The 23,377-nt window shown below is 48.7% G+C and carries 27 protein-coding genes and 1 other annotated feature; of the genes, 18 read left to right on the forward strand and 9 right to left on the reverse strand.

Annotation, left to right across the window (positions count from 1 at the left end; translation table 11 throughout):
• Positions 1 to 254: 254 nt before the first annotated feature.
• Together spy and ves are read left to right on the forward strand one after the other, a co-directional pair.
• On the forward strand, positions 255 to 740 hold the full coding sequence (gene spy / locus C1192_RS03590; protein ID WP_001228965.1) for an ATP-independent periplasmic protein-refolding chaperone Spy: 486 nt from the start codon (positions 255 to 257) through the stop codon (positions 738 to 740).
• 202 nt (positions 741 to 942) lie between these two features.
• A complete protein-coding gene (gene ves, locus C1192_RS03595; RefSeq protein WP_016248653.1) occupies positions 943 to 1,518 on the forward strand; it encodes an environmental stress-induced protein Ves in 576 nt (191 codons plus the stop codon).
• 59 nt (positions 1,519 to 1,577) lie between these two features.
• Here the strand turns inward: ves and nadE are convergent, their stop codons facing one another.
• Positions 1,578 to 2,405: an NAD(+) synthase gene (gene nadE / locus C1192_RS03600; protein WP_016261970.1), complete on the reverse strand. Its 828-nt coding sequence runs from the start codon at positions 2,403 to 2,405 to the stop codon at positions 1,578 to 1,580.
• Between the two features lie 200 nt (positions 2,406 to 2,605).
• Here nadE and osmE point away from each other — a divergent pair, with 200 nt between their 5' ends.
• The 7 genes from osmE (at position 2,606) to chbG (ending at position 8,403) form a co-directional block, all read left to right on the forward strand.
• Positions 2,606 to 2,944 (forward strand): osmotically-inducible lipoprotein OsmE, encoded by a 339-nt coding sequence (gene osmE / locus C1192_RS03605; protein WP_001039038.1) that lies wholly within the window; start codon positions 2,606 to 2,608, stop codon positions 2,942 to 2,944.
• A gap of 300 nt (positions 2,945 to 3,244) precedes the next feature.
• Positions 3,245 to 3,565 (forward strand): PTS N,N'-diacetylchitobiose transporter subunit IIB, encoded by a 321-nt coding sequence (chbB, locus tag C1192_RS03610; protein WP_000412169.1) that lies wholly within the window; start codon positions 3,245 to 3,247, stop codon positions 3,563 to 3,565.
• Between the two features lie 80 nt (positions 3,566 to 3,645).
• The gene (gene chbC / locus C1192_RS03615) at positions 3,646 to 5,004 is read left to right on the forward strand and encodes a PTS N,N'-diacetylchitobiose transporter subunit IIC (protein ID WP_016248655.1); all 1,359 of its coding nucleotides are present in this window, start codon (positions 3,646 to 3,648) and stop codon (positions 5,002 to 5,004) included.
• Positions 5,005 to 5,055: 51 nt separating this feature from the next.
• Positions 5,056 to 5,310, forward strand: a complete 255-nt coding sequence (locus tag C1192_RS03620) for a PTS lactose/cellobiose transporter subunit IIA (protein WP_038354296.1) — start codon at positions 5,056 to 5,058, stop codon at positions 5,308 to 5,310.
• Between the two features lie 7 nt (positions 5,311 to 5,317).
• Positions 5,318 to 6,160: a transcriptional regulator ChbR gene (gene chbR / locus C1192_RS03625; RefSeq protein WP_072274912.1), complete on the forward strand. Its 843-nt coding sequence runs from the start codon at positions 5,318 to 5,320 to the stop codon at positions 6,158 to 6,160.
• A 119-nt stretch (positions 6,161 to 6,279) separates the two neighbouring features.
• Positions 6,280 to 7,632: a 6-phospho-beta-glucosidase gene (gene celF, locus C1192_RS03630; protein ID WP_038354297.1), complete on the forward strand. Its 1,353-nt coding sequence runs from the start codon at positions 6,280 to 6,282 to the stop codon at positions 7,630 to 7,632.
• 12 nt (positions 7,633 to 7,644) lie between these two features.
• On the forward strand, positions 7,645 to 8,403 hold the full coding sequence (gene chbG / locus C1192_RS03635) for a chitin disaccharide deacetylase (protein ID WP_000440424.1): 759 nt from the start codon (positions 7,645 to 7,647) through the stop codon (positions 8,401 to 8,403).
• Between the two features lie 141 nt (positions 8,404 to 8,544).
• Here chbG and katE read toward each other — a convergent pair whose 3' ends face one another.
• On the reverse strand, positions 8,545 to 10,806 hold the full coding sequence (gene katE, locus C1192_RS03640; RefSeq protein ID WP_038354298.1) for a catalase HPII: 2,262 nt from the start codon (positions 10,804 to 10,806) through the stop codon (positions 8,545 to 8,547).
• Positions 10,807 to 10,988: 182 nt separating this feature from the next.
• On the opposite strand from katE, the gene cedA reads away from it, so the two are divergent.
• Positions 10,989 to 11,252 carry a cell division activator CedA gene (gene cedA / locus C1192_RS03645; RefSeq protein WP_001241549.1) on the forward strand — a complete coding sequence of 88 codons (264 nt, stop codon included), beginning with the start codon at positions 10,989 to 10,991 and terminating at the stop codon, positions 11,250 to 11,252.
• A gap of 45 nt (positions 11,253 to 11,297) precedes the next feature.
• Here the strand turns inward: cedA and tcyP are convergent, their stop codons facing one another.
• The 3 genes from tcyP to hxpB form a co-directional block, all read right to left on the reverse strand.
• A complete protein-coding gene (gene tcyP / locus C1192_RS03650; RefSeq protein WP_016261973.1) occupies positions 11,298 to 12,689 on the reverse strand; it encodes a cystine/sulfocysteine:cation symporter in 1,392 nt (463 codons plus the stop codon).
• Positions 12,690 to 12,821: 132 nt separating this feature from the next.
• Positions 12,822 to 13,412 carry a metal-dependent hydrolase gene (locus C1192_RS03655; RefSeq protein WP_001516308.1) on the reverse strand — a complete coding sequence of 197 codons (591 nt, stop codon included), beginning with the start codon at positions 13,410 to 13,412 and terminating at the stop codon, positions 12,822 to 12,824.
• A 163-nt stretch (positions 13,413 to 13,575) separates the two neighbouring features.
• Positions 13,576 to 14,244, reverse strand: coding sequence for a hexitol phosphatase HxpB (hxpB, locus tag C1192_RS03660; RefSeq protein WP_000106844.1), 669 nt, complete (start codon positions 14,242 to 14,244; stop codon positions 13,576 to 13,578).
• 146 nt (positions 14,245 to 14,390) lie between these two features.
• On the opposite strand from hxpB, the gene C1192_RS03665 reads away from it, so the two are divergent.
• Positions 14,391 to 14,927 (forward strand): YniB family protein, encoded by a 537-nt coding sequence (locus tag C1192_RS03665; protein ID WP_000222161.1) that lies wholly within the window; start codon positions 14,391 to 14,393, stop codon positions 14,925 to 14,927.
• A gap of 40 nt (positions 14,928 to 14,967) precedes the next feature.
• Here C1192_RS03665 and C1192_RS03670 read toward each other — a convergent pair whose 3' ends face one another.
• From C1192_RS03670 to pfkB, 3 genes are all read right to left on the reverse strand, one after another.
• Positions 14,968 to 15,828, reverse strand: a complete 861-nt coding sequence (locus tag C1192_RS03670) for a fructosamine kinase family protein (RefSeq protein WP_000267664.1) — start codon at positions 15,826 to 15,828, stop codon at positions 14,968 to 14,970.
• Positions 15,829 to 15,933: 105 nt separating this feature from the next.
• Entirely contained in the window at positions 15,934 to 16,224 is a 291-nt protein-coding gene (gene ghoS, locus C1192_RS03675) for a type V toxin-antitoxin system endoribonuclease antitoxin GhoS (protein WP_000896961.1), read from the reverse strand.
• 100 nt (positions 16,225 to 16,324) lie between these two features.
• Positions 16,325 to 17,254 (reverse strand): 6-phosphofructokinase II, encoded by a 930-nt coding sequence (gene pfkB / locus C1192_RS03680; RefSeq protein WP_000251744.1) that lies wholly within the window; start codon positions 17,252 to 17,254, stop codon positions 16,325 to 16,327.
• A 286-nt stretch (positions 17,255 to 17,540) separates the two neighbouring features.
• On the opposite strand from pfkB, the gene C1192_RS03685 reads away from it, so the two are divergent.
• Positions 17,541 to 18,299: a DUF481 domain-containing protein gene (locus C1192_RS03685; protein WP_000771407.1), complete on the forward strand. Its 759-nt coding sequence runs from the start codon at positions 17,541 to 17,543 to the stop codon at positions 18,297 to 18,299.
• A 62-nt stretch (positions 18,300 to 18,361) separates the two neighbouring features.
• Here the strand turns inward: C1192_RS03685 and yniD are convergent, their stop codons facing one another.
• Positions 18,362 to 18,469, reverse strand: coding sequence for a small membrane protein YniD (gene yniD / locus C1192_RS03690; RefSeq protein WP_001142445.1), 108 nt, complete (start codon positions 18,467 to 18,469; stop codon positions 18,362 to 18,364).
• 301 nt (positions 18,470 to 18,770) lie between these two features.
• On the opposite strand from yniD, the gene thrS reads away from it, so the two are divergent.
• The 6 genes from thrS to pheS all read left to right on the forward strand — a co-directional run bounded on the left by thrS (position 18,771) and on the right by pheS (position 23,376).
• Positions 18,771 to 20,699, forward strand: a complete 1,929-nt coding sequence (gene thrS / locus C1192_RS03695; RefSeq protein WP_001144185.1) for a threonine--tRNA ligase — start codon at positions 18,771 to 18,773, stop codon at positions 20,697 to 20,699.
• A gap of 3 nt (positions 20,700 to 20,702) precedes the next feature.
• Positions 20,703 to 21,245 carry a translation initiation factor IF-3 gene (gene infC, locus C1192_RS03700; protein WP_001700733.1) on the forward strand — a complete coding sequence of 181 codons (543 nt, stop codon included), beginning with the start codon at positions 20,703 to 20,705 and terminating at the stop codon, positions 21,243 to 21,245.
• Between the two features lie 92 nt (positions 21,246 to 21,337).
• The gene (rpmI, locus tag C1192_RS03705; protein WP_001124225.1) at positions 21,338 to 21,535 is read left to right on the forward strand and encodes a 50S ribosomal protein L35; all 198 of its coding nucleotides are present in this window, start codon (positions 21,338 to 21,340) and stop codon (positions 21,533 to 21,535) included.
• A gap of 51 nt (positions 21,536 to 21,586) precedes the next feature.
• Positions 21,587 to 21,943 (forward strand): 50S ribosomal protein L20, encoded by a 357-nt coding sequence (gene rplT / locus C1192_RS03710; RefSeq protein WP_000124850.1) that lies wholly within the window; start codon positions 21,587 to 21,589, stop codon positions 21,941 to 21,943.
• Between the two features lie 116 nt (positions 21,944 to 22,059).
• Positions 22,060 to 22,184, forward strand: a sequence feature (Phe leader region).
• Positions 22,066 to 22,110, forward strand: a complete 45-nt coding sequence (gene pheM, locus C1192_RS03715; protein WP_001386830.1) for a pheST operon leader peptide PheM — start codon at positions 22,066 to 22,068, stop codon at positions 22,108 to 22,110. (Overlaps the previous feature by 45 nt.)
• 208 nt (positions 22,185 to 22,392) lie before the next feature.
• A complete protein-coding gene (gene pheS, locus C1192_RS03720; protein WP_016261977.1) occupies positions 22,393 to 23,376 on the forward strand; it encodes a phenylalanine--tRNA ligase subunit alpha in 984 nt (327 codons plus the stop codon).
• Position 23,377: the final 1 nt, after the last annotated feature.

Here is a 23,377-nt window from a genome sequence, read left to right on the forward strand (position 1 = left end):
TGCTTTAATTATCACCAGCCATCAGGTATAGTTCTTCATAATTTCTGTAAAATCAGCGTGTTGTGATATTTATTCATCACTCTCCATCAAATTTTCTTTTTTTCTCCATAATTGGCGAAAAAGTGTTTTTTACACTTTCATTGATTTACCGTTGCTCTGATTAATTGACGCTAAAGTCAGTAAAGTTAATCTCGTCAACACGGCACGTTACTTAAGAAAGCCGTAATAAATAACTGAAAGGAAGGATATTGAATATGCGTAAATTAACTGCACTGTTTGTTGCCTCTACCCTGGCTTTTGGCGCGGCTAACCTGGCCCATGCCGCTGATACCACTACCGCAGCACCGGCTGACGCCAAGCCGATGATGCACCATAAAGGTAAATTTGGTCCACATCACGACATGATGTTTAAAGACCTGAACCTGACCGACGCGCAGAAACAGCAGATCCGCGAAATCATGAAAGGTCAGCGTGATCAGATGAAACGTCCGCCGCTGGAAGAACGCCGCGCAATGCATGACATTATTGCCAGCGATACCTTCGACAAAGCAAAAGCTGAAGCGCAGATCGCAAAAATGGAAGAGCAGCGCAAAGCTAACATGCTGGCGCACCTGGAAACCCAGAACAAGATTTACAACATCCTGACGCCGGAGCAGAAAAAGCAATTTAATGCCAATTTTGAGAAGCGTCTGACAGAACGCCCTGCGGCAAAGGGTAAAATGCCTGCAACTGCTGAATAATCTTTCAGCCTGACAACTTAAGACCGCCGGTCTTGTCCACTACCTTGCTGTAATGCGGTGGACAGGATCGGCGGTTTTCTTTTCTGCTGTTCAACTTTTGCAAAAAAAGCCTAATCACCACTAAGGTAAATCACCCGAGTTGCCGATAACAATCCCCGGTTGCCTGAACGATAACAATGAAAAGAGCATGCCGGGAGCGAGTATGGAATACTTTGATATGCGTAAAATGTCGGTGAACCTGTGGCGAAACGCTGCCGGTGAAACTCGCGAAATCTGTAGCTTTCCCCCGGCAAAACGTGATTTTTACTGGCGCGCCAGCATTGCTTCCATTGCCGCAAATGGTGAGTTTTCTTTGTTTCCGGGCATGGAAAGGAGTGTGACGCTGTTGGAAGGTGGCGAGATGCTCCTTGAAAGCGCAGGCCATTTTAGCCATACCTTAAAACCGTTACAGCCTTTTGCCTTCGCGGCGGACCAGGTGGTAAAAGCAAAACTGACCGAAGGGCAGATGTCGATGGATTTCAATATTATGACGCGCCTTGATGCCTGTAAGGCGAAAGTCAGAATTGCCGATCGCACGTTCACCACTTTTGGCTCACGTGGTGGGGTGGTGTTTGTTATTAGCGGAGCGTGGCAACTGGGCGACAAGCTGTTGACTACCGACCAGGGCGCATGCTGGTACGATGGCAGGCACACCCTGCGGCTTTTACAACCGCAAGGCAAACTGCTGTTCAGTGAAATTAGCTGGCTTGCAGGCTATTCACCGGATCAAGTTCAGTGATTCATTATTAGAATGCTGCGCCCGATAACACTGGTGATATCTGACACAGCATGTCTGCGTTATTTTTTCCAGAAATCATCAAAAACGGTAATGGGCGGGCGGCGTTTATGCTCGGTTTTCAGATACCAATTCTCAATGGTTCTGGCGACCTGTTCCGGTACGGTTTTCCCTTCCAGATAGTCATCAATGTTGTCATAAGTGACGCCAAGCGCGACTTCATCCGGCAGTGACGGACGATCATCTTCCAGATCGGCGGTTGGTGCTTTCTTATAGAGATGCTCCGGGCAACCTAACGCTGCCAGTAATTGTTTACCCTGACGCTTGTTCAAACGGTATAGCGGGTTAATGTCAGTGCCTCCGTCACCGTATTTAGTGAAGAATCCGGTAATGGCTTCTGCCGCATGATCGGTGCCCACCACGACGCCGTGGGTCATGCCTGCAATGCTGTATTGTGCTTTCATCCGCTCACGTGCTTTTTCATTGCCACGAACGAAATCACTTAATTCAATACCCGCTTCGCGCAGTGCCTGTTCGCTGGCCAATACCGCGCCCTTGATATTAACGGTTAATACGCGATCCGGTTGAATAAAGGCAATGGCATCCTGACAATCCTGTTCATCGGCCTGAACACCGTAGGGCAGGCGTACTGCAATAAATTGCAGTGCCTCGTTGCCCGTTTCCTGACGAAGTTCGTTAATCGCCATCTGACACAGTTTCCCGGCAAGCGTGGAGTCCTGACCACCACTAATACCAAGTACCAGTGATGTAATGAACGGATAGGTTTGCAGATAGCTTTTCAGAAAATCGATACTGCGGCGAATTTCCTCTTCGGCATTAATCTGCGGTTTTGCGCCCAGCGCCTTTATTATTTGTTGTTGCAATGTCATTGAACCCCTCCAGACAAAAAAATAAAACTTCCTTAAAGCTAACCCGTTGCTACAGAAACGACAAGCGACAGCAAGTTGAATGGCGGTTAAAACGTCATACAGGAATCCTCTGAAAGCGGAGCCGTTTCGTTCACGGGCTTGAAAAAGCCCCCGATGTATTCCAGGCTTATCTAACACGCTGATAAACAAGAGGACGAAATATGAACAAGAATATGGCAGGAATTCTGGGTGCAGCGGCGGTATTAACCATGCTGGCAGGTTGTACGGCGTATGATCGTACCAAAGACCAGTTTGTACAGCCTGTGGTGAAAGACGTCAAAAAAGGCATGAGCCGGGCGCAGGTTGCACAAATTGCGGGTAAACCTTCGTCTGAAGTGAGCATGATCCATGCTCGTGGTACTTGCCAGACCTATATCCTGGGTCAACGTGATGGTAAAGCAGAAACCTATTTTGTCGCGTTAGATGATACCGGACATGTCATCAACTCCGGCTATCAGACCTGTGCCGAATACGACACCGATCCACAAGCAGCGAAGTAATTTCTTCGCCAGAAAGCTTGAGTTACAACAGAAACCGGCCATTGCGCCGGTTTTTTTTTGACCCTTGTTCTTATTTATTGTCGCGAATTATTTAACTGAAATGTGAAGAAGGTCATAACGGCAGGTCAAGGAGAGACAATTTATGAGGTCAAGGAAATACTATCGTTCAGGTCAATACCGTATACTCTTTTCAGCCACCAAAAAAAGTCATGTTGGTTTCGCAAGTTACCCAGAGCATGGAAGCAGGTTAAGACTTGCGGAGTGTCTGGCTGACAGATAGTCGTTGATGAGGGCAGTTTTATGGAAAAGAAACACATTTATCTGTTTTGTTCTGCGGGCATGTCTACCTCTTTACTGGTATCAAAAATGCGCGCTCAGGCAGAAAAATATGAAGTTCCGGTCATTATTGAAGCATTTCCGGAAACACTGGCTGGTGAAAAAGGTCAGAATGCCGATGTCGTGTTATTGGGGCCGCAGATTGCTTATATGTTGCCCGAAATCCAGCGTTTGTTACCCAACAAACCGGTTGAAGTAATTGACTCACTGTTATATGGCAAAGTCGATGGTTTAGGCGTGCTTAAGGCTGCAGTTGCAGCAATTAAAAAAGCCGCAGCAAATTAATTTTTAAATTTTCCGTCAAAGAGTTATTTCATAAATCTATACCGCAATATTTTAATTGCGGTTTTTAAGGGTATTTTTCTATGAGTAATGTTATTGCATCGCTTGAAAAGGTACTCCTCCCTTTTGCAGTCAAAATAGGAAAGCAGCCACACGTTAATGCAATCAAAAACGGCTTTATTCGCTTAATGCCGTTAACCCTCGCAGGGGCCATGTTTGTATTAATCAATAACGTTTTTCTGAGCTTTGGGGAGGGGTCGTTTTTTTACTCGTTAGGTATTCGCCTTGATGCCTCAACTATTGAAACACTCAATGGGCTGAAGGGTATTGGCGGCAACGTTTATAACGGAACGTTAGGGATTATGTCTTTAATGACACCGTTCTTTATCGGCATGGCGCTGGCAGAAGAGCGTAAAGTCGATGCACTGGCGGCAGGATTGTTATCCGTTGCGGCATTTATGACCGTCACTCCTTATAGCGTCGGTGAAGCCTATGCGGTCGGCGCAAACTGGTTAGGCGGCGCGAATATTATCTCCGGGATTATTATCGGCCTGGTGGTAGCAGAAATGTTTACCTTTATTGTCCGCCGCAACTGGGTCATTAAATTACCCGACAGTGTACCGACATCGGTATCGCGTTCTTTCTCTGCATTAATTCCCGGCTTTATTATTCTTTCCGTGATGGGGATTATTGCCTGGGCGCTGACTACCTGGGGCACTAACTTCCACCAGATTATTATGGATACCATTTCGACGCCGCTGGCATCGTTGGGTAGCGTGGTTGGCTGGGCCTATGTGATCTTTGTTCCGCTGCTCTGGTTCTTCGGTATTCATGGCGCGCTGGCGTTGACCGCCCTGGACAACGGCATTATGACGCCGTGGGCGCTGGAAAACATCGCCACCTACCAGCAATATGGTTCCGTCGAAGCGGCGCTGGCAGCCGGTAAGACTTTCCATATCTGGGCCAAGCCGATGCTGGACTCCTTTATTTTCCTCGGCGGCAGCGGCGCGACCCTGGGGCTTATTCTGGCCATTTTTATCGCTTCTCGTCGTGCTGACTATCGTCAGGTGGCAAAACTGGCACTGCCGTCAGGCATCTTCCAGATTAACGAACCGATTCTGTTTGGTCTGCCGATTATCATGAATCCGGTAATGTTTATCCCGTTCGTGCTGGTGCAACCAATTCTGGCGGCAATTACCCTGGCGACGTACTACATGGGCATTATCCCGCCGGTGACCAACATTGCGCCGTGGACCATGCCAACCGGTCTGGGAGCCTTCTTTAATACTAACGGTAGCGTCGCCGCATTGCTGGTCGCACTCTTCAACCTTGGTATCGCAACGCTGATTTATCTGCCATTTGTTGTGGTGGCGAACAAAGCGCAGAACGTGATTGATAAAGAAGAGAGTGAAGAAGATATTGCTAACGCCCTGAAATTTTAATCGACACCGGCGCGGGCAACTCGTGCCGGTAAGAATAGAGAGGAACGATGTATGATGGATCTCGAAAACATTCCTGACACGCAAACCGAAGCCGAAGAACTGGAAGAAGTGGTGATGGATCAATCGCGGATGGCCTTGAATGAAGCGCATCTGGTACAGACGAAGCTGATTGAAGGCGATCAGGGCGAAGGAAAGATGAAAGTTAGCCTGGTGCTGGTCCACGCGCAGGATCATTTAATGACTTCAATGCTCGCGCGTGAACTGATTAGTGAATTAATTGAGCTTCATGAAAAACTGAAAGCATAAGGAGTCAATGATGCAGCCAGTGATTAACGCGCCGGAAATTGCCACTGCCCGTGAGCAGCAATTATTTAATGGCAAAAATTTCCATGTGTTTATCTACAATAAAACCGAAAGTATTACTGGGTTGCATCAGCATGACTATTATGAATTTACCCTGGTTTTAACCGGTCGTTATTTCCAGGAGATTAATGGCAAGCGTGTGTTGCTGGAACGGGGCGATTTTGTTTTTATTCCGTTAGGATCACACCATCAAAGTTTTTATGAGTTTGGTGCCACGCGCATATTGAACGTTGGGATCAGTAAACATTTTTTTGAACAGCATTATTTACCGTTGTTACCTTATTGCTTTGTTGCTTCACAGGTTTACCGCACTAATAATGCTTTTCTCACTTATGTGGAAACGGTAATTTCTTCATTGAATTTCAGTGAAACCGGGCTGGAAGAGTTTGTTGAGATAGTCACTTTTTATGTCATTAACCGTTTACGCCATTACCGCGAAGAACAGGTGATTGATGATGTGCCACAGTGGCTAAAAAATACGGTTGAAAAGATGCATGATAAAGTGCAGTTCAGTGAAAATGCGTTGGAAAACATGGTGACGTTATCGGCTAAATCGCAGGAGTATTTGACGCGTGCGACTCAGCGATACTATGGCAAAACGCCGATGCAGATTATTAATGAAATCCGCATTAACTTTGCCAAAAAACAACTGGAAATGACCAACTATTCTGTGACGGATATTGCATTTGAAGCTGGTTATAGTAGCCCAAGTCTGTTCATTAAAACGTTTAAGAAACTAACGTCTTTTACGCCAAATAGCTATCGTAAGAAATTGACTGAATTTAATCAGTAGCTGTTATCGCTGATCATTAAATTTACATGCGTGCCTTGTTTATCCTGGGGAAACCGGGATATTCCTGACACAGAGGCAGGCATGAAGAATATCAGTATTTCCTGATGAAGGGAGAAATTATGAACCAGAAATTAAAAATCGTCACTATTGGTGGCGGGAGTAGTTATACCCCGGAGTTACTGGAAGGGTTTATTAAGCGTTATCACGAATTGCCGGTTACTGAATTATGGCTGGTGGATGTCGAAGGTGGTAAAGCGAAACTGGATATTATTTTTGAACTCTGCCAGCGCATGATTGATAACGCTGGCGTACCGATAAAGCTTTATAAAACGCTTGATCGTCGTGAGGCGCTGAAAGGGGCTGATTTTGTCACTACCCAACTGCGCGTAGGTCAATTACCGGCACGTGAACTGGATGAACGCATTCCGTTAAGTCATGGCTATCTTGGCCAGGAAACCAACGGTGCGGGAGGCCTGTTTAAAGGTCTGCGCACCATTCCGGTGATTTTCGATATTGTGAACGATGTTGAAGAACTATGTCCGAATGCGTGGGTTATCAACTTTACTAACCCGGCGGGAATGGTCACTGAAGCGGTTTATCGTCACACTGGATTTAAACGCTTTATCGGCGTGTGTAATATTCCTGTGGGTATGAAAATGTTTATCAGCGATGTTTTAGCGTTGAATGAGAGCGATGATTTATCTATCGATCTGTTCGGCCTGAACCATATGGTGTTTATTAAGGATGTGCTGGTAAATGGCAAATCGCGCTTTGCCGAATTGCTCGACGGCGTGGCATCCGGGCAGTTAAAAGCGTCTGGCGTAAAAAACATTTTCGATCTGCCGTTTAGCGAAGGCTTAATTCGTTCGCTGAATCTGTTGCCATGTTCTTATCTGCTTTATTACTTCAAGCAAAAAGAGATGCTGGCGATTGAAATGGGTGAATACTACAAAGACGGTGCGCGTGCGCAGATAGTGCAGAAAGTCGAGAAACAACTCTTTGAGCTGTATAAAAACCCGGAGCTGAAAGTTAAACCGAAAGAGCTGGAGCAGCGCGGTGGGGCTTATTACTCAGACGCGGCGTGCGAGGTGATTAACGCTATCTACAACGACAAGCAAACGGAACATTACATTAATATCCCGCATCATGGGCATATTGATAATATTCCGCCTGACTGGGCGGTAGAAATGACCTGTACGCTGGGTCGCAATGGCGCGACGCCACATCCGCGAATTACCCATTTTGATGACAAAGTCATGGGGCTGATCCACACCATTAAAGGCTTTGAAATTGCCGCCAGCAACGCAGCACTTAGCGGTGAATTTAACGATGTGTTACTGGCGCTAAACCTTAGCCCGTTGGTGCATTCCGATCATGACGCAGAGTTGCTGGCACGTGAGATGATTCTGGCGCACGAGAAGTGGCTACCAAACTTTGCTGACTGTATTGTAGATCTCAAAAAAGCACATTAACCGGGGCTGATTATGGAACGCTTACTGATTGTTAATGCAGACGATTTTGGCTTAAGTAAAGGTCAGAACTACGGCATTATCGAGGCCTGTCGCAACGGGATTGTCACGTCGACGACGGCGCTGGTAAATGGTGAAGCCATCGACCATGCGGTGCAGTTGAGTCGTGATGAGCCGAGCCTGGCCGTCGGGATGCATTTTGTCCTCACCTTGGGCAAGCCGCTAACTGCAATGCCCGGTTTAACCCGCGAAGGCGTGTTGGGGAAATGGATCTGGCAACTGGCAAAAGAAGATGCTTTACCACTGGAGGAAATTGCTCAGGAACTTGCCAGCCAGTATCTGCGTTTCATTGAGCTGTTTGGGCGCAAACCTACCCATCTTGATAGTCATCATCATGTGCATATGTTCCCGCAGATTTTCCCGATTGTGGCCAGGTTTGCCGCTGAAGAGGGGATTGCGTTGCGCATCGATCGTCAGCCAGTATTTAACGATAGTGATTTACCGGCTAAATTGCGCAGTTCGCAGGGCTTCAGTAGCGCATTCTATGGTGAAGAGATCAGCGAGTCCCTGTTCCTGCAAGCGGTGGATGATTCCAGTCATCGCGGTGAGCGCTCGCTGGAAGTGATGTGCCATCCGGCGTTTATTGATAATACGATTCGCCAGAGTGCTTACTGTTTTCCACGGTTAACGGAGCTGGAAGTGTTGACATCAGCATCGTTGAAGTATGCCATTGCCGAGCGAGGTTATCGGTTGGGTAGTTATCTTGATGTGTAGGTAATGTTGTTTTGCCGGATGTAGCGTAAATACCTTATCCGGCCAGCAAAGTGTCGCAATTTCAATATATTATGAATTATTACGCTAGACCTGATAAGCGCAGTGCATCAGGCAAAGGCGGCGCAACTGCGCCGCCTATATTCAGGCAGGGATTTTGTCAATCTTAGGGATACGTGACCAGACGCGGTGCGCCGCTATCAGAGTCAGTAACTCATTCATAAAATTGCCGTCAGCTCTGTCGGCTTCAACAATCCCTTCTTCACCCTGGTCATCGACCTTGATTGTTGCCTTGAACTTGCGTGCATCTCCCGTCAGGGCTATCGGTTTAAGGTGTTTATAGGCTTCCATCAGGTAGTAGTTTGCGTCGCCGTTGTCTGCGATATCCGCGATATTGCCGCATGGGACAATAACCGCATCAACCGTCAGTGAGGGGGCTCCAGCAAAGGTAGCGGCTATTGGCAATACTGTACCGTCATCTGCTGTCACTTCTCCCATCCGTGAATAAAGCAGTTTGGCATGAACGCCTTTAGCTTTCAGCGCCTTGAGCATTTCCAGAAGGTCTGCCGATCTCACCTCATCATTAAGCAAAATCGCGACCACACGGCCTTTCACATCCCCATCCGGAATGGCATACAGACTTAACGCAGGATCTTTTTTCAGCCCGTTCACGTCCGGTGGTGGCGTAATGTTCAGTTGGTCGTCTGTCAGTGCGATACCGAGATTTTTTGCTACCGCTTGCGCCAGGTTGAGATCGATATGCGCTAGCTGGTCAACAACGCGCTCACGAATATATGGGCGTACAACTTTACTCAACTCAAAGCTGAAAGCATCGATAATATGGCGCTGTTCGAATGGTGTCTGGCTTAACCAGAACAGGCGCGGATGGGAATAATATTCGCCAAACGATGGGCTACGCTCGCGCACCTTATTGCCTTCTACGCGCTCCTGATAGGATTCAAAACCTCCGCGTTTCGGCCCCGGCGGTGTTTCTCGCGGCCAGTTATCGTTGATCGAATTCGGTTCGTAGTTTGCTGGGTTAGTGTCGATTCCCATCCGATGCATGCCGTCACGCTGGTAATTGTGGTACGGGCAGGTTGGGCGGTTAATTGGAATTTCATGGAAATTCGGCCCGCCAAGACGGCTGATTTGTGTGTCGGTGTAGGAGAACAAACGCCCCTGCAACAGCGGATCGTTGGTGAAATCCAGACCGGGGACAATGTGTCCAGGATGGAAAGCCACTTGTTCATTTTCGGCAAAAAAGTTATCCGGGTTACGATTGAGCACCATTTTACCGATGCGCTGAACGGGGACTAACTCTTCCGGGATAAGTTTTGTTGGGTCAAGCAGGTCGAAGTCGAATTTGAATTCATCCTCTTCCGCAATCAACTGGAAGCCAAGTTCATATTCCGGGAAGTCGCCCGCTTCAATCGCTTCCCACAGTTCGCGACGGTGGAAGTCCGGGTCTCGCCCCGTCAGTTTCTGCGCCTCATCCCATACCAGCGAGGCTTTACCTGCCAGTGGTTTCCAGTGGAAACGCACAAAGGTTGCTTTACCTTCGGCGTTAATCAGGCGGAAGGTGTGAATGCCGAAGCCTTCCATTGTGCGATAACTGCGGGGGAGCCCACGGTCTGACATCGCCCACATTACGTTATGCAGGGTTTCAGGTTGCAGGGAAACATAATCCCAGAAAGTGTCGTGGGCGCTGCCTCCCTGTGGGATCGCCCAGTGCGGCTCCGGTTTTACCGCATGAACAAAATCGGGGAATTTGTGTGCATCCTGAATAAAGAAGATCGGCGTGTTGTTGCCAACGAGATCAAAAATACCTTCTTCGGTATAGAACTTGGTGGCGAAACCACGGATATCACGCACGGTATCTGCCGAGCCAGCGCCTCCCTGAACGGTAGAGAAGCGCACAAATACCGGAGTGATTTTGTTCGGATCAGACAGAAAATCGGCTTTGGTGATGTCGCTCAAGTTTTTATACGGCTGGAAATAGCCGTGAGCAGCAGAACCGCGTGCGTGAACAATACGCTCCGGGATGCGTTCGTGGTCAAAGTGAGTGATTTTCTCACGCAGAATAAAATCTTCCAGCAGCGTAGGCCCACGGCTACCGGCACGCAGGGAGTTTTGATCGTCGGCTATGCGTACGCCCTGATTGGTGGTCAGTGCATAATTCTCGCTGCCTTTACGCACATCTTCCAGGGAATTTATTTTTTCATTACGCGTATCCGGCGCTTTCAGGCTACCTGGCGCAGTAGGTTGCGCACCAGGCGGGGTCGGTTCAGCCGCTGGACGATGAGAGCCGTCCTCAGGTGCCAGTGAGTCCATTCCGGGTTTCGCTTCGCTCGAATCGTGCAGGGGGGACTGGTGCTGATGTGGGTTCTTTTCTTTATGTTGCGACATTGAACTCGTCTCCTTATTTCATTGCTGAAAGGGCCGCTGTTTTGGTCAAAAAACCTTCTAACTATAGACCACCAGGGGGATCTCGCTCTGGAAGTGGTGCCAGAGAAGGTTTTTGGGAATGTACGCAAAGCAGGACGGACGGGGGCTAAATCGGCTAAACTACAGTTTTTCTGATTTTTAATATGCGTTTAGTGAAGCCAGTAATGAAGAAACCGCTACGTCAGCAAAACCGCCCGATTATTAGCTATGTTCCGCGCACAGAACCCGCGCCGCCAGAACATGCGGTTAAAATGGATTCGTTTCGTGATGTCTGGATACTGCGCGGCAAGTATGTGGCGTTTGTCCTGGTGGGGGAATCATTCCTGCGCTCACCGGCGTTTAGCGTACCGGAGTCGGCCCAGCGTTGGGCAAATCAGGTGCGGCAAGAAAATGAGATCGAAGAATAAATAAACGCCTGTCGGATGACAGGCGCTTTGCGTTATAAACCAGGATTAACGGTGTGCCAGCTCGGCGTCGTCTTCGCTGTCCAGAATGGACTTATCGGTTTGCTTCAGCCACTGGCTGGTCAGCGTACCTGCGGTCATTGAGCCGCTAACGTTCAATGCAGTTCGGCCCATATCGATAAGCGGTTCAACGGAGATTAGCAGAGCCACCAGCGTTACCGGTAAGCCCATTGCTGGCAGAACAATCAACGCGGCGAATGTCGCACCACCACCAACACCTGCAACACCGGCTGAACTCACCGTGACGATACCGACGAGTGTCGCAATCCACACTGGATCCAGTGGGTTAATGCCAACTGTAGGCGCAACCATCACCGCCAGCATTGCCGGATACAAACCAGCACAGCCGTTCTGACCAATGGTCGCACCGAAAGAAGCGGCGAAACTGGCAATGGATTCAGGAACACCCAGACGACGCGTTTGCGCTTCTACGTTCAGCGGAATAGACGCGGCGCTGGAGCGACTGGTGAAGGCAAACGTCAGTACTGGCCATACTTTACGGAAGTATTTCAGCGGGCTTACGCCGTTAATACCCAGCAGAATGCCATGTACCGCAAACATAATGATAAGACCCAGGTAGGACGCGACAACGAAGCTACCCAGCTTAATGATGTCTTGCAGATTGGAACCGGCAACGACTTTGGTCATCAGCGCAAGCACGCCGTAAGGGGTCAATTGCATGACCAGGCGAACCAGTTTCATCACCCAGCTTTGCAGCGTGTCGATAGCGGTTAAGACGCGTTCACCTTTCGGCGCATCATCTTTCAGCAGTTTTAGCGCGGCGACACCAAGGAAGGCGGCAAAAATTACCACGCTGATAATTGACGTCGGATTGGCACCAGTCAAATCGGCAAACGGGTTTTTCGGGATAAAGGACAGAATGAGTTGCGGAACACTTAAGTCTGCAACTTTACCAACATAGTTGCTTTCGATAGCGTTCAGACGCGCCGTCTCTGCGCCACCCTGAACCAGACCTTCAGCAGTCAGACCAAACAGGTTGGTCACCAGCACACCGACCAGCGCCGCAATCAGCGTGGTAAACAGCAGCGTACCGATGGTCAGAAAACTGATTTTGCCTAACTGAGATGCGTTATGCAGGCGAGCAACCGCGCTCAGAATAGAGGCGAATACTAACGGCATGACGATCATTTGCAGTAGCTGAACATAGCCGTTACCGACAATGTTAAACCACTGTACAGAATCTTTAAGTACCTGGCTGTCAGAACCATAAATGGTGTGCAGAGCAAGGCCAAAGACCACGCCCATCACCAGACCCACCAGCACTTTTTTTGCCAGACTCCACTGTTTGTGGCGAGTCTGGGCCAACGCAAACAGCAGCACAACGAACACCACGATGTTCGCAATTAATGGAAAGTTCATCCCCGTTCTCCTGATCTTATTATTTCTATCACTGTGTAACAGTCATAGTGTTGTCGCAAGATTAACAGAACTGTGAGCTGGCTCTTATATTCAAATGGAATTGCTTATTCCAGAAAGACGGTTTTTGCCGCTTTAATATTCAACCTGATGCTTAATAAGGCGATGAAACTGGATCTGCAAGGTATTGATCATTTCCGATGACCAACGCACGGCACTGTTTTCGGGCAATGAATGGGGCATCCACACCGACCAGACAAATAATGCCATGCAGAGAAAACGTTCCAGTTGATTGCCTTTTTGTGGCACCAGAATTGGCAGGCGGAAGCGCCAGCGACATGGCCAGAGGAGGGGAACGCCAGCCGGTGTCAGCATATCGGCAAGGATATGGCTCAAATAACCCAGCACCATACCTTGCAAAGCATCAGCCGGAATAAACCAGCTTTCCGGAACTTTAAGATAAAAGGTCGCCAGCAACGCAAAGACCGCCAGCAGACTGTGGGTAAATCCACGGTGTCCAAATGCCCGGGCAATGGGTTTTGATATCCACTTTAATCGCTGCCCAAGAAACGATTTTGGGTGGTCGATGTCCGGTAACAGACACGTTAAGATTGCGGAAGGGACAATATGCCACCAGTCACCCTGTGCCAGCACGGGCGTTAGTTCGGCATTTTTGGCAAATACCGCGCAAGCAATAGAAAAAAGAAGGTGACCTTCCGCCGTCATGATAAAACTCACTAAACTGTCGATACGTACAGTATAGGATTTTTATACAGTGTGCGGAAGTGGTGACGGTGTAACTCTTTATCACAAAATGATGATAAATCCGCCAGTTGAATAAAAATTCAGATAAAAAACCAGGGGCAGTGATGACACTGCCCGATTTTTATTAGCCGAGGAGGTCTTCCGCGGTGAGTTCGGTGAGAGATGAAAGCTTCACGTTTGCCAACACAAAACGTGGATCATTTTGCGCTTCTGGCGCAGGAACGACGATGGAACGCATACGGGCTGCTTTAGAGGCGATCATACCGTTTACAGAATCTTCCAGCGCCACGCAGGCCAGCGGATCAATACCCAGCTTTGCTGCGCAGTCGAGATACACTTGCGGGTGCGGTTTGCTGTAAGGCAGTTTTTCTGCGGAGGCGAGGGCATCGAAACTGTCACGTAAGTCAAACATGGTCAGCACTTTTTCCAGCATATGTAACGGCGACGCAGAGGCCAGGCCAACCAATAAACCGTGTTCTTTGCACAGCGCAACGGCCTCACGCACACCAGGCAGTAATGGCCGAGTCTCTTCAACCAGTGAAATGGCACGAGCAATAACCCGTTCTACCACTTCCTGACGACCCGGCCCACGCCACGGTTGTCGGGCGTACCACAGATCAACCACCATATCGATGCGTAAACCTAAGGTGTCCGGTAGCTCGTTACGACGGGAGATGTCCACCCCCAGGCTTGCCATCACATCCAGTTCGGCTCGATCCCATAAAGGTTCAGAGTCGATAAGTAATCCATCCATATCGAAAATTGCAGCAAGAATCTGTCGCGGGGTTGACATTACAACCTCTCCTTTAGAGCATTAAGTGTAAGGTATTAAGCAGTGCTTATGATTAAGCGCCTATCATATCGCCTTTAAAGAATGGGCGAAAACAGATATCTACAGGTAAACTAAGTGAATCGACGCGTCTTAATCAAGGAGAACTCATGACGTATCAACAAGCTGGACGCATTGCTGTTTTGAAAAGGATTTTCGGTTGGGTGATTTTTATACCCGCACTGATCTCTACGCTGATTTCTTTGCTGAAATTTATGAATACCCGGCAGGAAAATCAGGAAGGCATTAATGCGGTCATGCTCGACTTTACCCATGTCATGATCGATATGATGCAGGCGAATACGCCTTTTTTGAATCTGTTCTGGTACAACTCACCGACGCCCAATTTTAATGGCGGTGTGAATATTATGTTCTGGGTGATTTTCATCCTGATATTTGTTGGACTTGCGTTGCAAGACTCCGGTGCCCGTATGAGCCGCCAGGCGCGTTTCTTACGTGAAGGTGTTGAGGATCAACTCATTCTGGAGAAGGCTAAAGGAGACGAGGGATTAACGCGTGAACAGATTGAGTCACGCATTGTTGTTCCGCACCATACCATTTTCTTGCAGTTTTTTTCACTCTATATCTTGCCGGTCATTTGTATTGCTGCTGGGTATGTGTTTTTTTCTCTGCTTGGGTTTATTTAATCAAAAGGCCGCGCGAAGCGGCCATTATCATCAACTCACATCATGCCGCTAATAATCTATCCAGTGACTGCTGAGCAATAACCAAATGCTGCCCGCCAAACAACCTTGCACGATTAAGTAACGTGTAGAGCTGGTAAATTGGTTGACGTTCGAGGAAATCTGCCGGTAGCGGTGAAACTGACTGATAGCCGTCATAGATTTGCGGCGGTTGTTCAGTGTGCAGCGGCAACATCGCCAGATCGCACTCTCTGTCGCCCCAGTAACAAGCGGGATCGAAGATGTACGGGCCATTCGGACCCAGCGCACAGTTTCCGGACCATAAATCACCGTGTAACAGTGACGGCTGCGGCTGATGTGAGGCCAGACGTTGCTGAATGTGTTCGACGATGGCGTCGATATTGCCGAAGGCGATCCCTTTTTCTGCCGCCAGTTCCAGTTGCCAGCCAATACGTTGTTCAGCAAAAAACGTTGCCCAGCGACGTTGCCAGGTGTTGGGTTGTGGAGTAGTCGAAAGTGCGTTATCGAAATCGAGGCCAAATTGTGGCTGATCACTCCATTGATGCAGGCGCGCAATTTGCTGCCCTAAAATAAATGCGTTATGTGCATCCAACGGGCGAGGCGGGAGATAGTCCATCACCAAAAAACTGTAGTCCCGGTCAGCGCCAACAGCCCAGACTCTGGGCACAGTAACGGTTTTACTGCGTGATAATAATTCCAGTTGATCGGCTTCGGCGGTAAAACCGGAAAGCAGGTCCCTTTCATCACATTTGACGAAAAAATCACGTCCAGCATAGCGCAAATGCCATGCGGCATGGACTTCCCCGCCAGGCAGTTCATTACGCAGTTCGATTTCGCCTTCACCTAACTGCTCGCTCAAAAGACGACTGATTGCCTGCCACATGATGTCTCTCCCATGTTGTCTGCCAGATCATAAAGTTAGCGCAAGAATGCGGTGAAAAAACACGAGCTAACGCACACCACAGACTGATTATTGCCCAAAAACCATTTATTTTCTGTCGCTATACCATTTCTCCCAGGTGGTGATTGTGATTTCCGGGGATTTGCCGGTTGCACTTTGGGTAAGCCCGGCAACCAGCTCTCTTATTTCATCTTCATTTTGAGTACTGATAAGCCCAAAGGTGTTCGTTCCCAGCTCATGGATATTTCCGTCATCATCCGTCATGGTCAGTAAAAAACCGTCGCGTGTCAGAAAGTTATTTAACTCATTAATTTCAGTTAATGTGTCTTCATGCAACATGACGGTAATGACATAACGGACAAGGTCGCCACCGGCCATAATTCACCTCTTTGTTATCACGTGATTTTTTAGCATAGTCGGAGAAACGCGTTGCCGACAGGTTTGTGGTGATTCCCCCAATGTTGGGGGAATATCTCTATTAGTGGGAAAGGTAAGCGTAAATTTTTTGCGTATCGTCATGGGAGCACAGGCGAGTTCCTTGATTGAGCGTGGCGGCACTACCTGCGGCTACGCCAAAACGAACCATTTCTTCAAGAGGGGCATTTTCCGCCAGCTTCAGCGTCATCGCGCCGACCATGCTGTCACCTGCACCGACGGTACTCTGGCTTTTCACCGGTGGCGGCACTACCTGAATACAGTTTTCGCTGTCCACTCCCAACGCCCCTTGCGGGCCAAGAGAAACAACAACCCGTTTGGCCTTACCACTATTTACGATTTCCTGCGCGGCTTTGCGCACATCATCTGGCTGGGTGAGTTCGCGATTGACCAGTGCGCTGAGCTCTTTCTGGTTAGGTTTCACCAGTTCGATATTGCCAATGGCCAGTGCCGCGCTTAGTGCATCGCCGGAACTGTCGACAATGCAACGAATCCCTTGTTTTTGTGCAGCGGAGATAAGTTGAGTTAATTTTTCCAGCTTCACACCTGGGGGCAGACTGCCGCTTATGACCAGGATAGCCCCAGATTCAATTTCCAGAACCTGTTCTTCAAGTTGACGAAATTCATCTTCACTTAACGTCGCGCCAGGCATGACAAATCGGTACTGCTCACCCGTAGATTCTACATGTACGTGCAGATTCTGGCGGGTCCAGTCTTTTGCTTCGACAGTGGCGACCGGGACATTTTCATCAGCCAGCAGTGAAACCAGATGTTCGCCGGTTGCGCCGCCAGCCGGGAAGATTGCCGTGGCGCTACCCCCAAGGTGAGCAATGGCGCGGGCGACGTTAATACCGCCGCCACCAGGCTCAAACACCGGGGCGGTACAGCGCAGTTTTCCTTCGGGATAAATTTGTGGGGTAATTGTTGCGCTATCGAGAGAAGGCGCAAGTGTCAACGTATAGATACGTACCATCATTTCCTCCTATAGGCTGATTTCAGTCTGGCACTGAATCAGTGGAAAGTGAAGAAATTAACAATATGATTTATTGGATATTTATATAAAATTAATCGGGTAAAGATATATAAATAAATATCTGTTTTCGCAATGTGCTTATTCAAAAAATGAAATAAGAAGTCATTGCTAAGTTTTTCACTCCTTTTTATAATTTGTTACCTTTCCAGGGACGCTACTCTTTGATCCTCAAGAAAGTTTCCGGGACCGCGATGGTCTCTTTTTTTGTTGTACGGACTTTTAATAAATGAAGCTTTTGAAGACAGTTCCTGCCATCGTTATGTTGGCGGGGGGTATGTTTGCGTCTCTGAATGCAACTGCCGATGATTCCGTTTTTACTGTCATGGACGACCCTGCCAGCGCCAAAAAACCTTTCGAAGGTAATCTGAATGCAGGTTACCTTGCACAATCAGGTAACACGAAAAGTTCTTCACTAACGGCTGATACCACTATGACCTGGTATGGGTATACTACTGCCTGGTCGCTGTGGGGGAACGCCAGCAATACGTCTTCTAATGATGAACGTTCTTCGGAAAAATATGCGGTGGGCGGGCGTAGCCGTTTTAATTTAACTGACTATGACTATTTATTTGGTCAGGCTAGTTGGCTGACAGACCGTTATAACGGTTATCGCGAACGCGATGTGCTGACTGCGGGTTATGGTCGCCAGTTTTTGAATGGTCCGGTACACAGTTTCCGCTTTGAATTCGGTCCTGGCGTGCGTTACGACAAATATACCGACAATGCCAGTGAAACTCAGCCGCTGGGTTATGCTTCCGGGGCTTATGCGTGGCAGTTGACCGACAACACTAAATTTACCCAAGGTGTTTCCGTCTTTGGCGCGGAAGACACGACGTTAAACTCGGAAAGCGCGCTGAATGTTGCCATCAATGAGCATTTCGGTCTTAAAGTGGCTTACAACGTCACGTGGAACTCTGAACCGCCTGAATCGGCTCCAGAACATACTGACCGCCGAACAACGTTATCGCTGGGATATAAAATGTAACTATTACTGCCGGACTGCGACGTGCGGTCTGGCTTTTACGTTAGCGGATAGAGTCTTACCATTCAGCCCCAAATCATTGCTGCCCAACGCAGTAACAGCATCGCGCCACAGATAGCCAGTAGTACCACCACCATCTTCCAGTGTTTTTTGTCAAAACGTTTTGTCGGCATGCGATTTTCCTGCGTATTTCGAGTAGTCGATAATCGAGTGTAACAAAATGGGCAGGTGTTGCCTGTGTTGATTTATATCATATCGATCATGGTGATTGTCGCTTTGCCCGACAACAAATACCGTGTAAACTGCCAGGCGGTATTATCAGAAAGTGGGTGTAGGTCTGGCATCACCAACCGGTATGCTGTGACATATTTCGCAGAGTGAAGCGGGAATCAACCCAAACCTTTTTGGTAAATTTCATATGAATCTTTGTATGTGATCTTTCGTGTGGGTCACCACTGCAAATAAGGATATAACATGCCTGTTATTACTCTTCCTGATGGCAGCCAACGCCATTACGACCACGCTGTAAGCCCCATGGATGTTGCGCTGGACATTGGTCCAGGTCTGGCGAAAGCCTGTATCGCAGGGCGCGTTAATGGCGAACTGGTAGATGCGTGCGATTTGATTGAAAACGACGCTAAACTGGCGATCATTACCGCTAAAGACGAAGAAGGTCTGGAGATCATTCGTCACTCCTGCGCGCACCTGTTAGGGCACGCAATTAAACAACTTTGGCCGCATACCAAAATGGCAATCGGCCCGGTTATTGACAACGGTTTCTATTATGACGTTGATCTTGACCGCACGTTAACCCAGGAAGATGTCGAAGCACTCGAGAAGCGGATGCATGAGCTTGCTGAGAAAAACTACGACGTCATTAAGAAGAAAGTTAGCTGGCACGAAGCGCGTGAAACGTTTGTTAAACGCGGCGAGAGCTATAAAGTCTCCATCCTGGACGAAAATATTGCCCATGATGACCTGCCGGGTCTCTATTTTCATGAAGAATATGTCGATATGTGCCGCGGTCCGCACGTACCGAACATGCGTTTCTGCCATCACTTCAAACTGATGAAAACAGCAGGGGCTTACTGGCGCGGCGATAGCAACAACAAAATGTTGCAGCGTATTTACGGTACTGCGTGGGCAGACAAAAAAGCCCTCAACGCTTACCTGCAGCGCCTGGAAGAAGCCGCGAAACGCGACCACCGTAAAATCGGTAAGCAGCTTGACCTGTACCATATGCAGGAAGAAGCGCCGGGTATGGTGTTCTGGCACAACGACGGCTGGACAATCTTCCGTGAACTGGAAGTGTTCGTACGTTCTAAACTGAAAGAGTACCAGTATCAGGAAGTAAAAGGTCCGTTCATGATGGACCGCGTCCTGTGGGAAAAAACCGGACACTGGGAAAACTACAAAGATGCGATGTTCACCACGTCTTCAGAGAACCGTGAATACTGCATTAAGCCGATGAACTGCCCGGGTCACGTACAAATTTTCAACCAGGGGCTGAAGTCGTATCGCGATCTGCCGCTGCGTATGGCCGAGTTCGGTAGCTGCCACCGTAACGAGCCGTCAGGTTCTCTGCATGGACTGATGCGTGTACGTGGTTTCACTCAGGACGACGCGCATATCTTCTGTACTGAAGAACAAATTCGCGATGAAGTTAACGGATGTATCCGTTTAGTCTATGATATGTACAGCACTTTTGGCTTCGAGAAAATCGTGGTCAAACTTTCCACTCGTCCTGAAAAACGTATTGGCAGCGACGAAATGTGGGATCGTGCTGAGGCGGACCTGGCAGTTGCGCTGGAAGAAAACAACATCCCGTTTGAATATCAACTGGGTGAAGGCGCTTTCTACGGTCCGAAAATTGAATTTACCCTGTATGACTGCCTCGATCGTGCATGGCAGTGCGGTACGGTACAGCTGGACTTCTCCTTGCCGTCTCGTCTGAGCGCCTCCTATGTGGGCGAAGACAACGAGCGTAAGGTTCCGGTAATGATTCACCGCGCAATTCTGGGGTCTATGGAACGTTTCATCGGTATCCTGACCGAAGAGTTCGCTGGTTTCTTCCCGACCTGGCTTGCGCCGGTTCAGGTTGTTATCATGAACATTACTGATTCGCAGTCTGAATACGTTAACGAATTGACGCAAAAACTATCAAATGCGGGCATTCGTGTTAAAGCAGACTTGAGAAATGAGAAGATTGGCTTTAAAATCCGCGAGCACACTTTGCGTCGCGTCCCGTATATGTTGGTCTGTGGTGATAAAGAGGTGGAATCTGGCAAAGTTGCCGTTCGCACCCGCCGTGGTAAAGACCTGGGAAGCATGGACGTAAATGAAGTGATCGAGAAGCTGCAACAAGAGATTCGCAGCCGCAGTCTTAAACAATTGGAGGAATAAGGTATTAAAGGCGGAAAACGAGTTCAAACGGCGCGCCCTAACCGTATTAATGGCGAAATTCGCGCCCAGGAAGTTCGCTTAACAGGTCTGGAAGGCGAGCAGCTTGGTATTGTGAGTCTGAGAGAAGCTCTGGAGAAAGCTGAAGAAGCCGGAGTAGACTTAGTCGAGATCAGCCCTAACGCCGAGCCGCCGGTTTGTCGTATCATGGATTACGGCAAATTCCTCTATGAAAAGAGCAAGTCTTCTAAGGAACAGAAGAAAAAGCAAAAAGTTATCCAGGTTAAGGAAATTAAATTCCGTCCTGGTACAGATGAAGGCGACTATCAGGTAAAACTCCGCAGCCTGATTCGCTTTCTGGAAGAGGGTGATAAAGCCAAAATCACACTGCGTTTCCGCGGTCGTGAGATGGCGCACCAGCAAATCGGTATGGAAGTGCTTAATCGCGTGAAAGACGATTTGCAAGAACTGGCAGTGGTCGAATCCTTCCCAACGAAGATCGAAGGCCGCCAGATGATCATGGTGCTCGCTCCTAAGAAGAAACAGTAAGGCCATCAAGTAATCATTCCTGTGGGCCTCGGCTCACAGGGTGATTCGCCTTTGTTTCTGTTTATCAACAATGCGAAGTGGAAGTTATTAAAATGCCAAAAATTAAGACCGTACGCGGTGCTGCTAAGCGCTTCAAAAAAACCGGTAAAGGTGGTTTTAAGCACAAGCACGCTAACCTGCGTCACATTCTGACCAAAAAAGCGACCAAACGTAAACGTCACCTGCGTCCGAAAGCCATGGTTTCTAAAGGCGATCTGGGCTTGGTAATCGCGTGCCTGCCGTACGCATAAGCCGTTAACGTTTTTTAACTTTTTAATTAGAATAGATACAGGAGAGCACATATGGCTCGCGTAAAACGTGGTGTTATTGCACGCGCACGTCACAAGAAAATTTTGAAACAAGCTAAAGGCTACTACGGTGCGCGTTCTCGCGTATACCGCGTTGCCTTCCAGGCTGTTATCAAGGCTGGTCAGTATGCTTACCGTGACCGTCGTCAACGTAAGCGTCAGTTCCGTCAACTGTGGATTGCGCGTATCAACGCAGCAGCACGTCAGAACGGTATTTCTTACAGCAAATTCATCAATGGCCTGAAAAAAGCCTCTGTTGAAATCGACCGTAAGATCCTGGCTGACATCGCAGTATTCGACAAAGTAGCGTTCACCGCTCTGGTTGAAAAAGCGAAAGCAGCTCTGGCATAAGCCAGTTGAAAGAGGGAGCTTGTCTCCCTCTTTTCGTTTCAACACTATCAGAACATTGACTTTTATCGTCGTAGCCTTTTCAATAAAGGTCTTTTGAAAAGTTCCAAAAGGTAACGCAAGCAATGAATGCTGCTATTTTCCGCTTCTTTTTTTACTTTAGCACCTGACTCCAGGAGGCTAGCGCGTGAGAAGAGAAACGGAAAACAGCGCCTGAAAGCCTCCCAGTGGAGGCTTTTTTTGTATGCGCGTTCTGAAAAATAAAAAGCCTGTCTCATCAGGCGTAATTGTCGCAGTCAGTTTGGACACGGCCAGCGCGGAGAAACCGGAGCGTACTTAAGTACGTGAGGATTTCGAGCACTGTCCGGGACAAAATGGCAAGTAAAATAGCCTGATGGGATAGGCTCTAAGTCCAACGAACCAGTGTCACCACCGACACAATGAGGAAAACCATGTCACATCTCGCAGAACTGGTTGCCAGTGCGAAGGCGGCCATTAGCCAGGCGTCAGATGTTGCCGCGTTAGACAATGTGCGCGTCGAATATTTGGGTAAAAAAGGGCACTTGACCCTTCAGATGACGACCCTGCGTGAGCTGCCGCCAGAAGAGCGTCCGGCAGCCGGTGCGGTTATCAACGAAGCAAAAGAGCAGGTGCAGCAGGCGCTGAATGCGCGTAAAGCCGCGCTGGAAAGCGCGGCGTTGAATGCGCGTCTGGCAGCAGAAACTATTGATGTCTCCTTGCCGGGGCGTCGTATTGAAAACGGCGGTCTGCATCCGGTGACCCGTACTATCGACCGTATCGAAAGTTTCTTCGGTGAGCTTGGCTTTACCGTGGCTACCGGGCCGGAAATCGAAGACGATTATCATAACTTTGATGCTCTGAACATTCCAGGTCACCACCCGGCGCGCGCTGACCACGACACTTTCTGGTTTGATGCTACTCGCCTGCTGCGTACCCAGACGTCTGGCGTACAGATCCGCACCATGAAAGCCCAGCAGCCACCGATTCGTATCATCGCACCTGGCCGTGTTTATCGTAACGACTACGACCAGACTCACACACCGATGTTCCATCAGATGGAAGGCCTGATTGTTGACACCAACATCAGCTTTACCAACCTGAAAGGCACACTGCACGACTTCCTGCGTAACTTCTTTGAAGAAGATTTGCAGATCCGCTTCCGTCCTTCCTACTTCCCGTTCACCGAACCGTCTGCAGAAGTGGACGTTATGGGTAAAAACGGCAAATGGTTGGAAGTGCTGGGTTGCGGCATGGTGCATCCAAATGTGCTGCGTAACGTCGGTATCGACCCGGAAGTTTACTCCGGTTTTGCCTTTGGGATGGGGATGGAGCGCCTGACTATGTTGCGTTACGGCGTCACCGACCTGCGTTCATTCTTCGAAAACGATCTGCGTTTCCTCAAACAGTTTAAATAAG

It is taken from the genome of Escherichia marmotae (assembly GCF_002900365.1).
In the GTDB taxonomy this organism is placed as follows: domain Bacteria; phylum Pseudomonadota; class Gammaproteobacteria; order Enterobacterales; family Enterobacteriaceae; genus Escherichia; species Escherichia marmotae.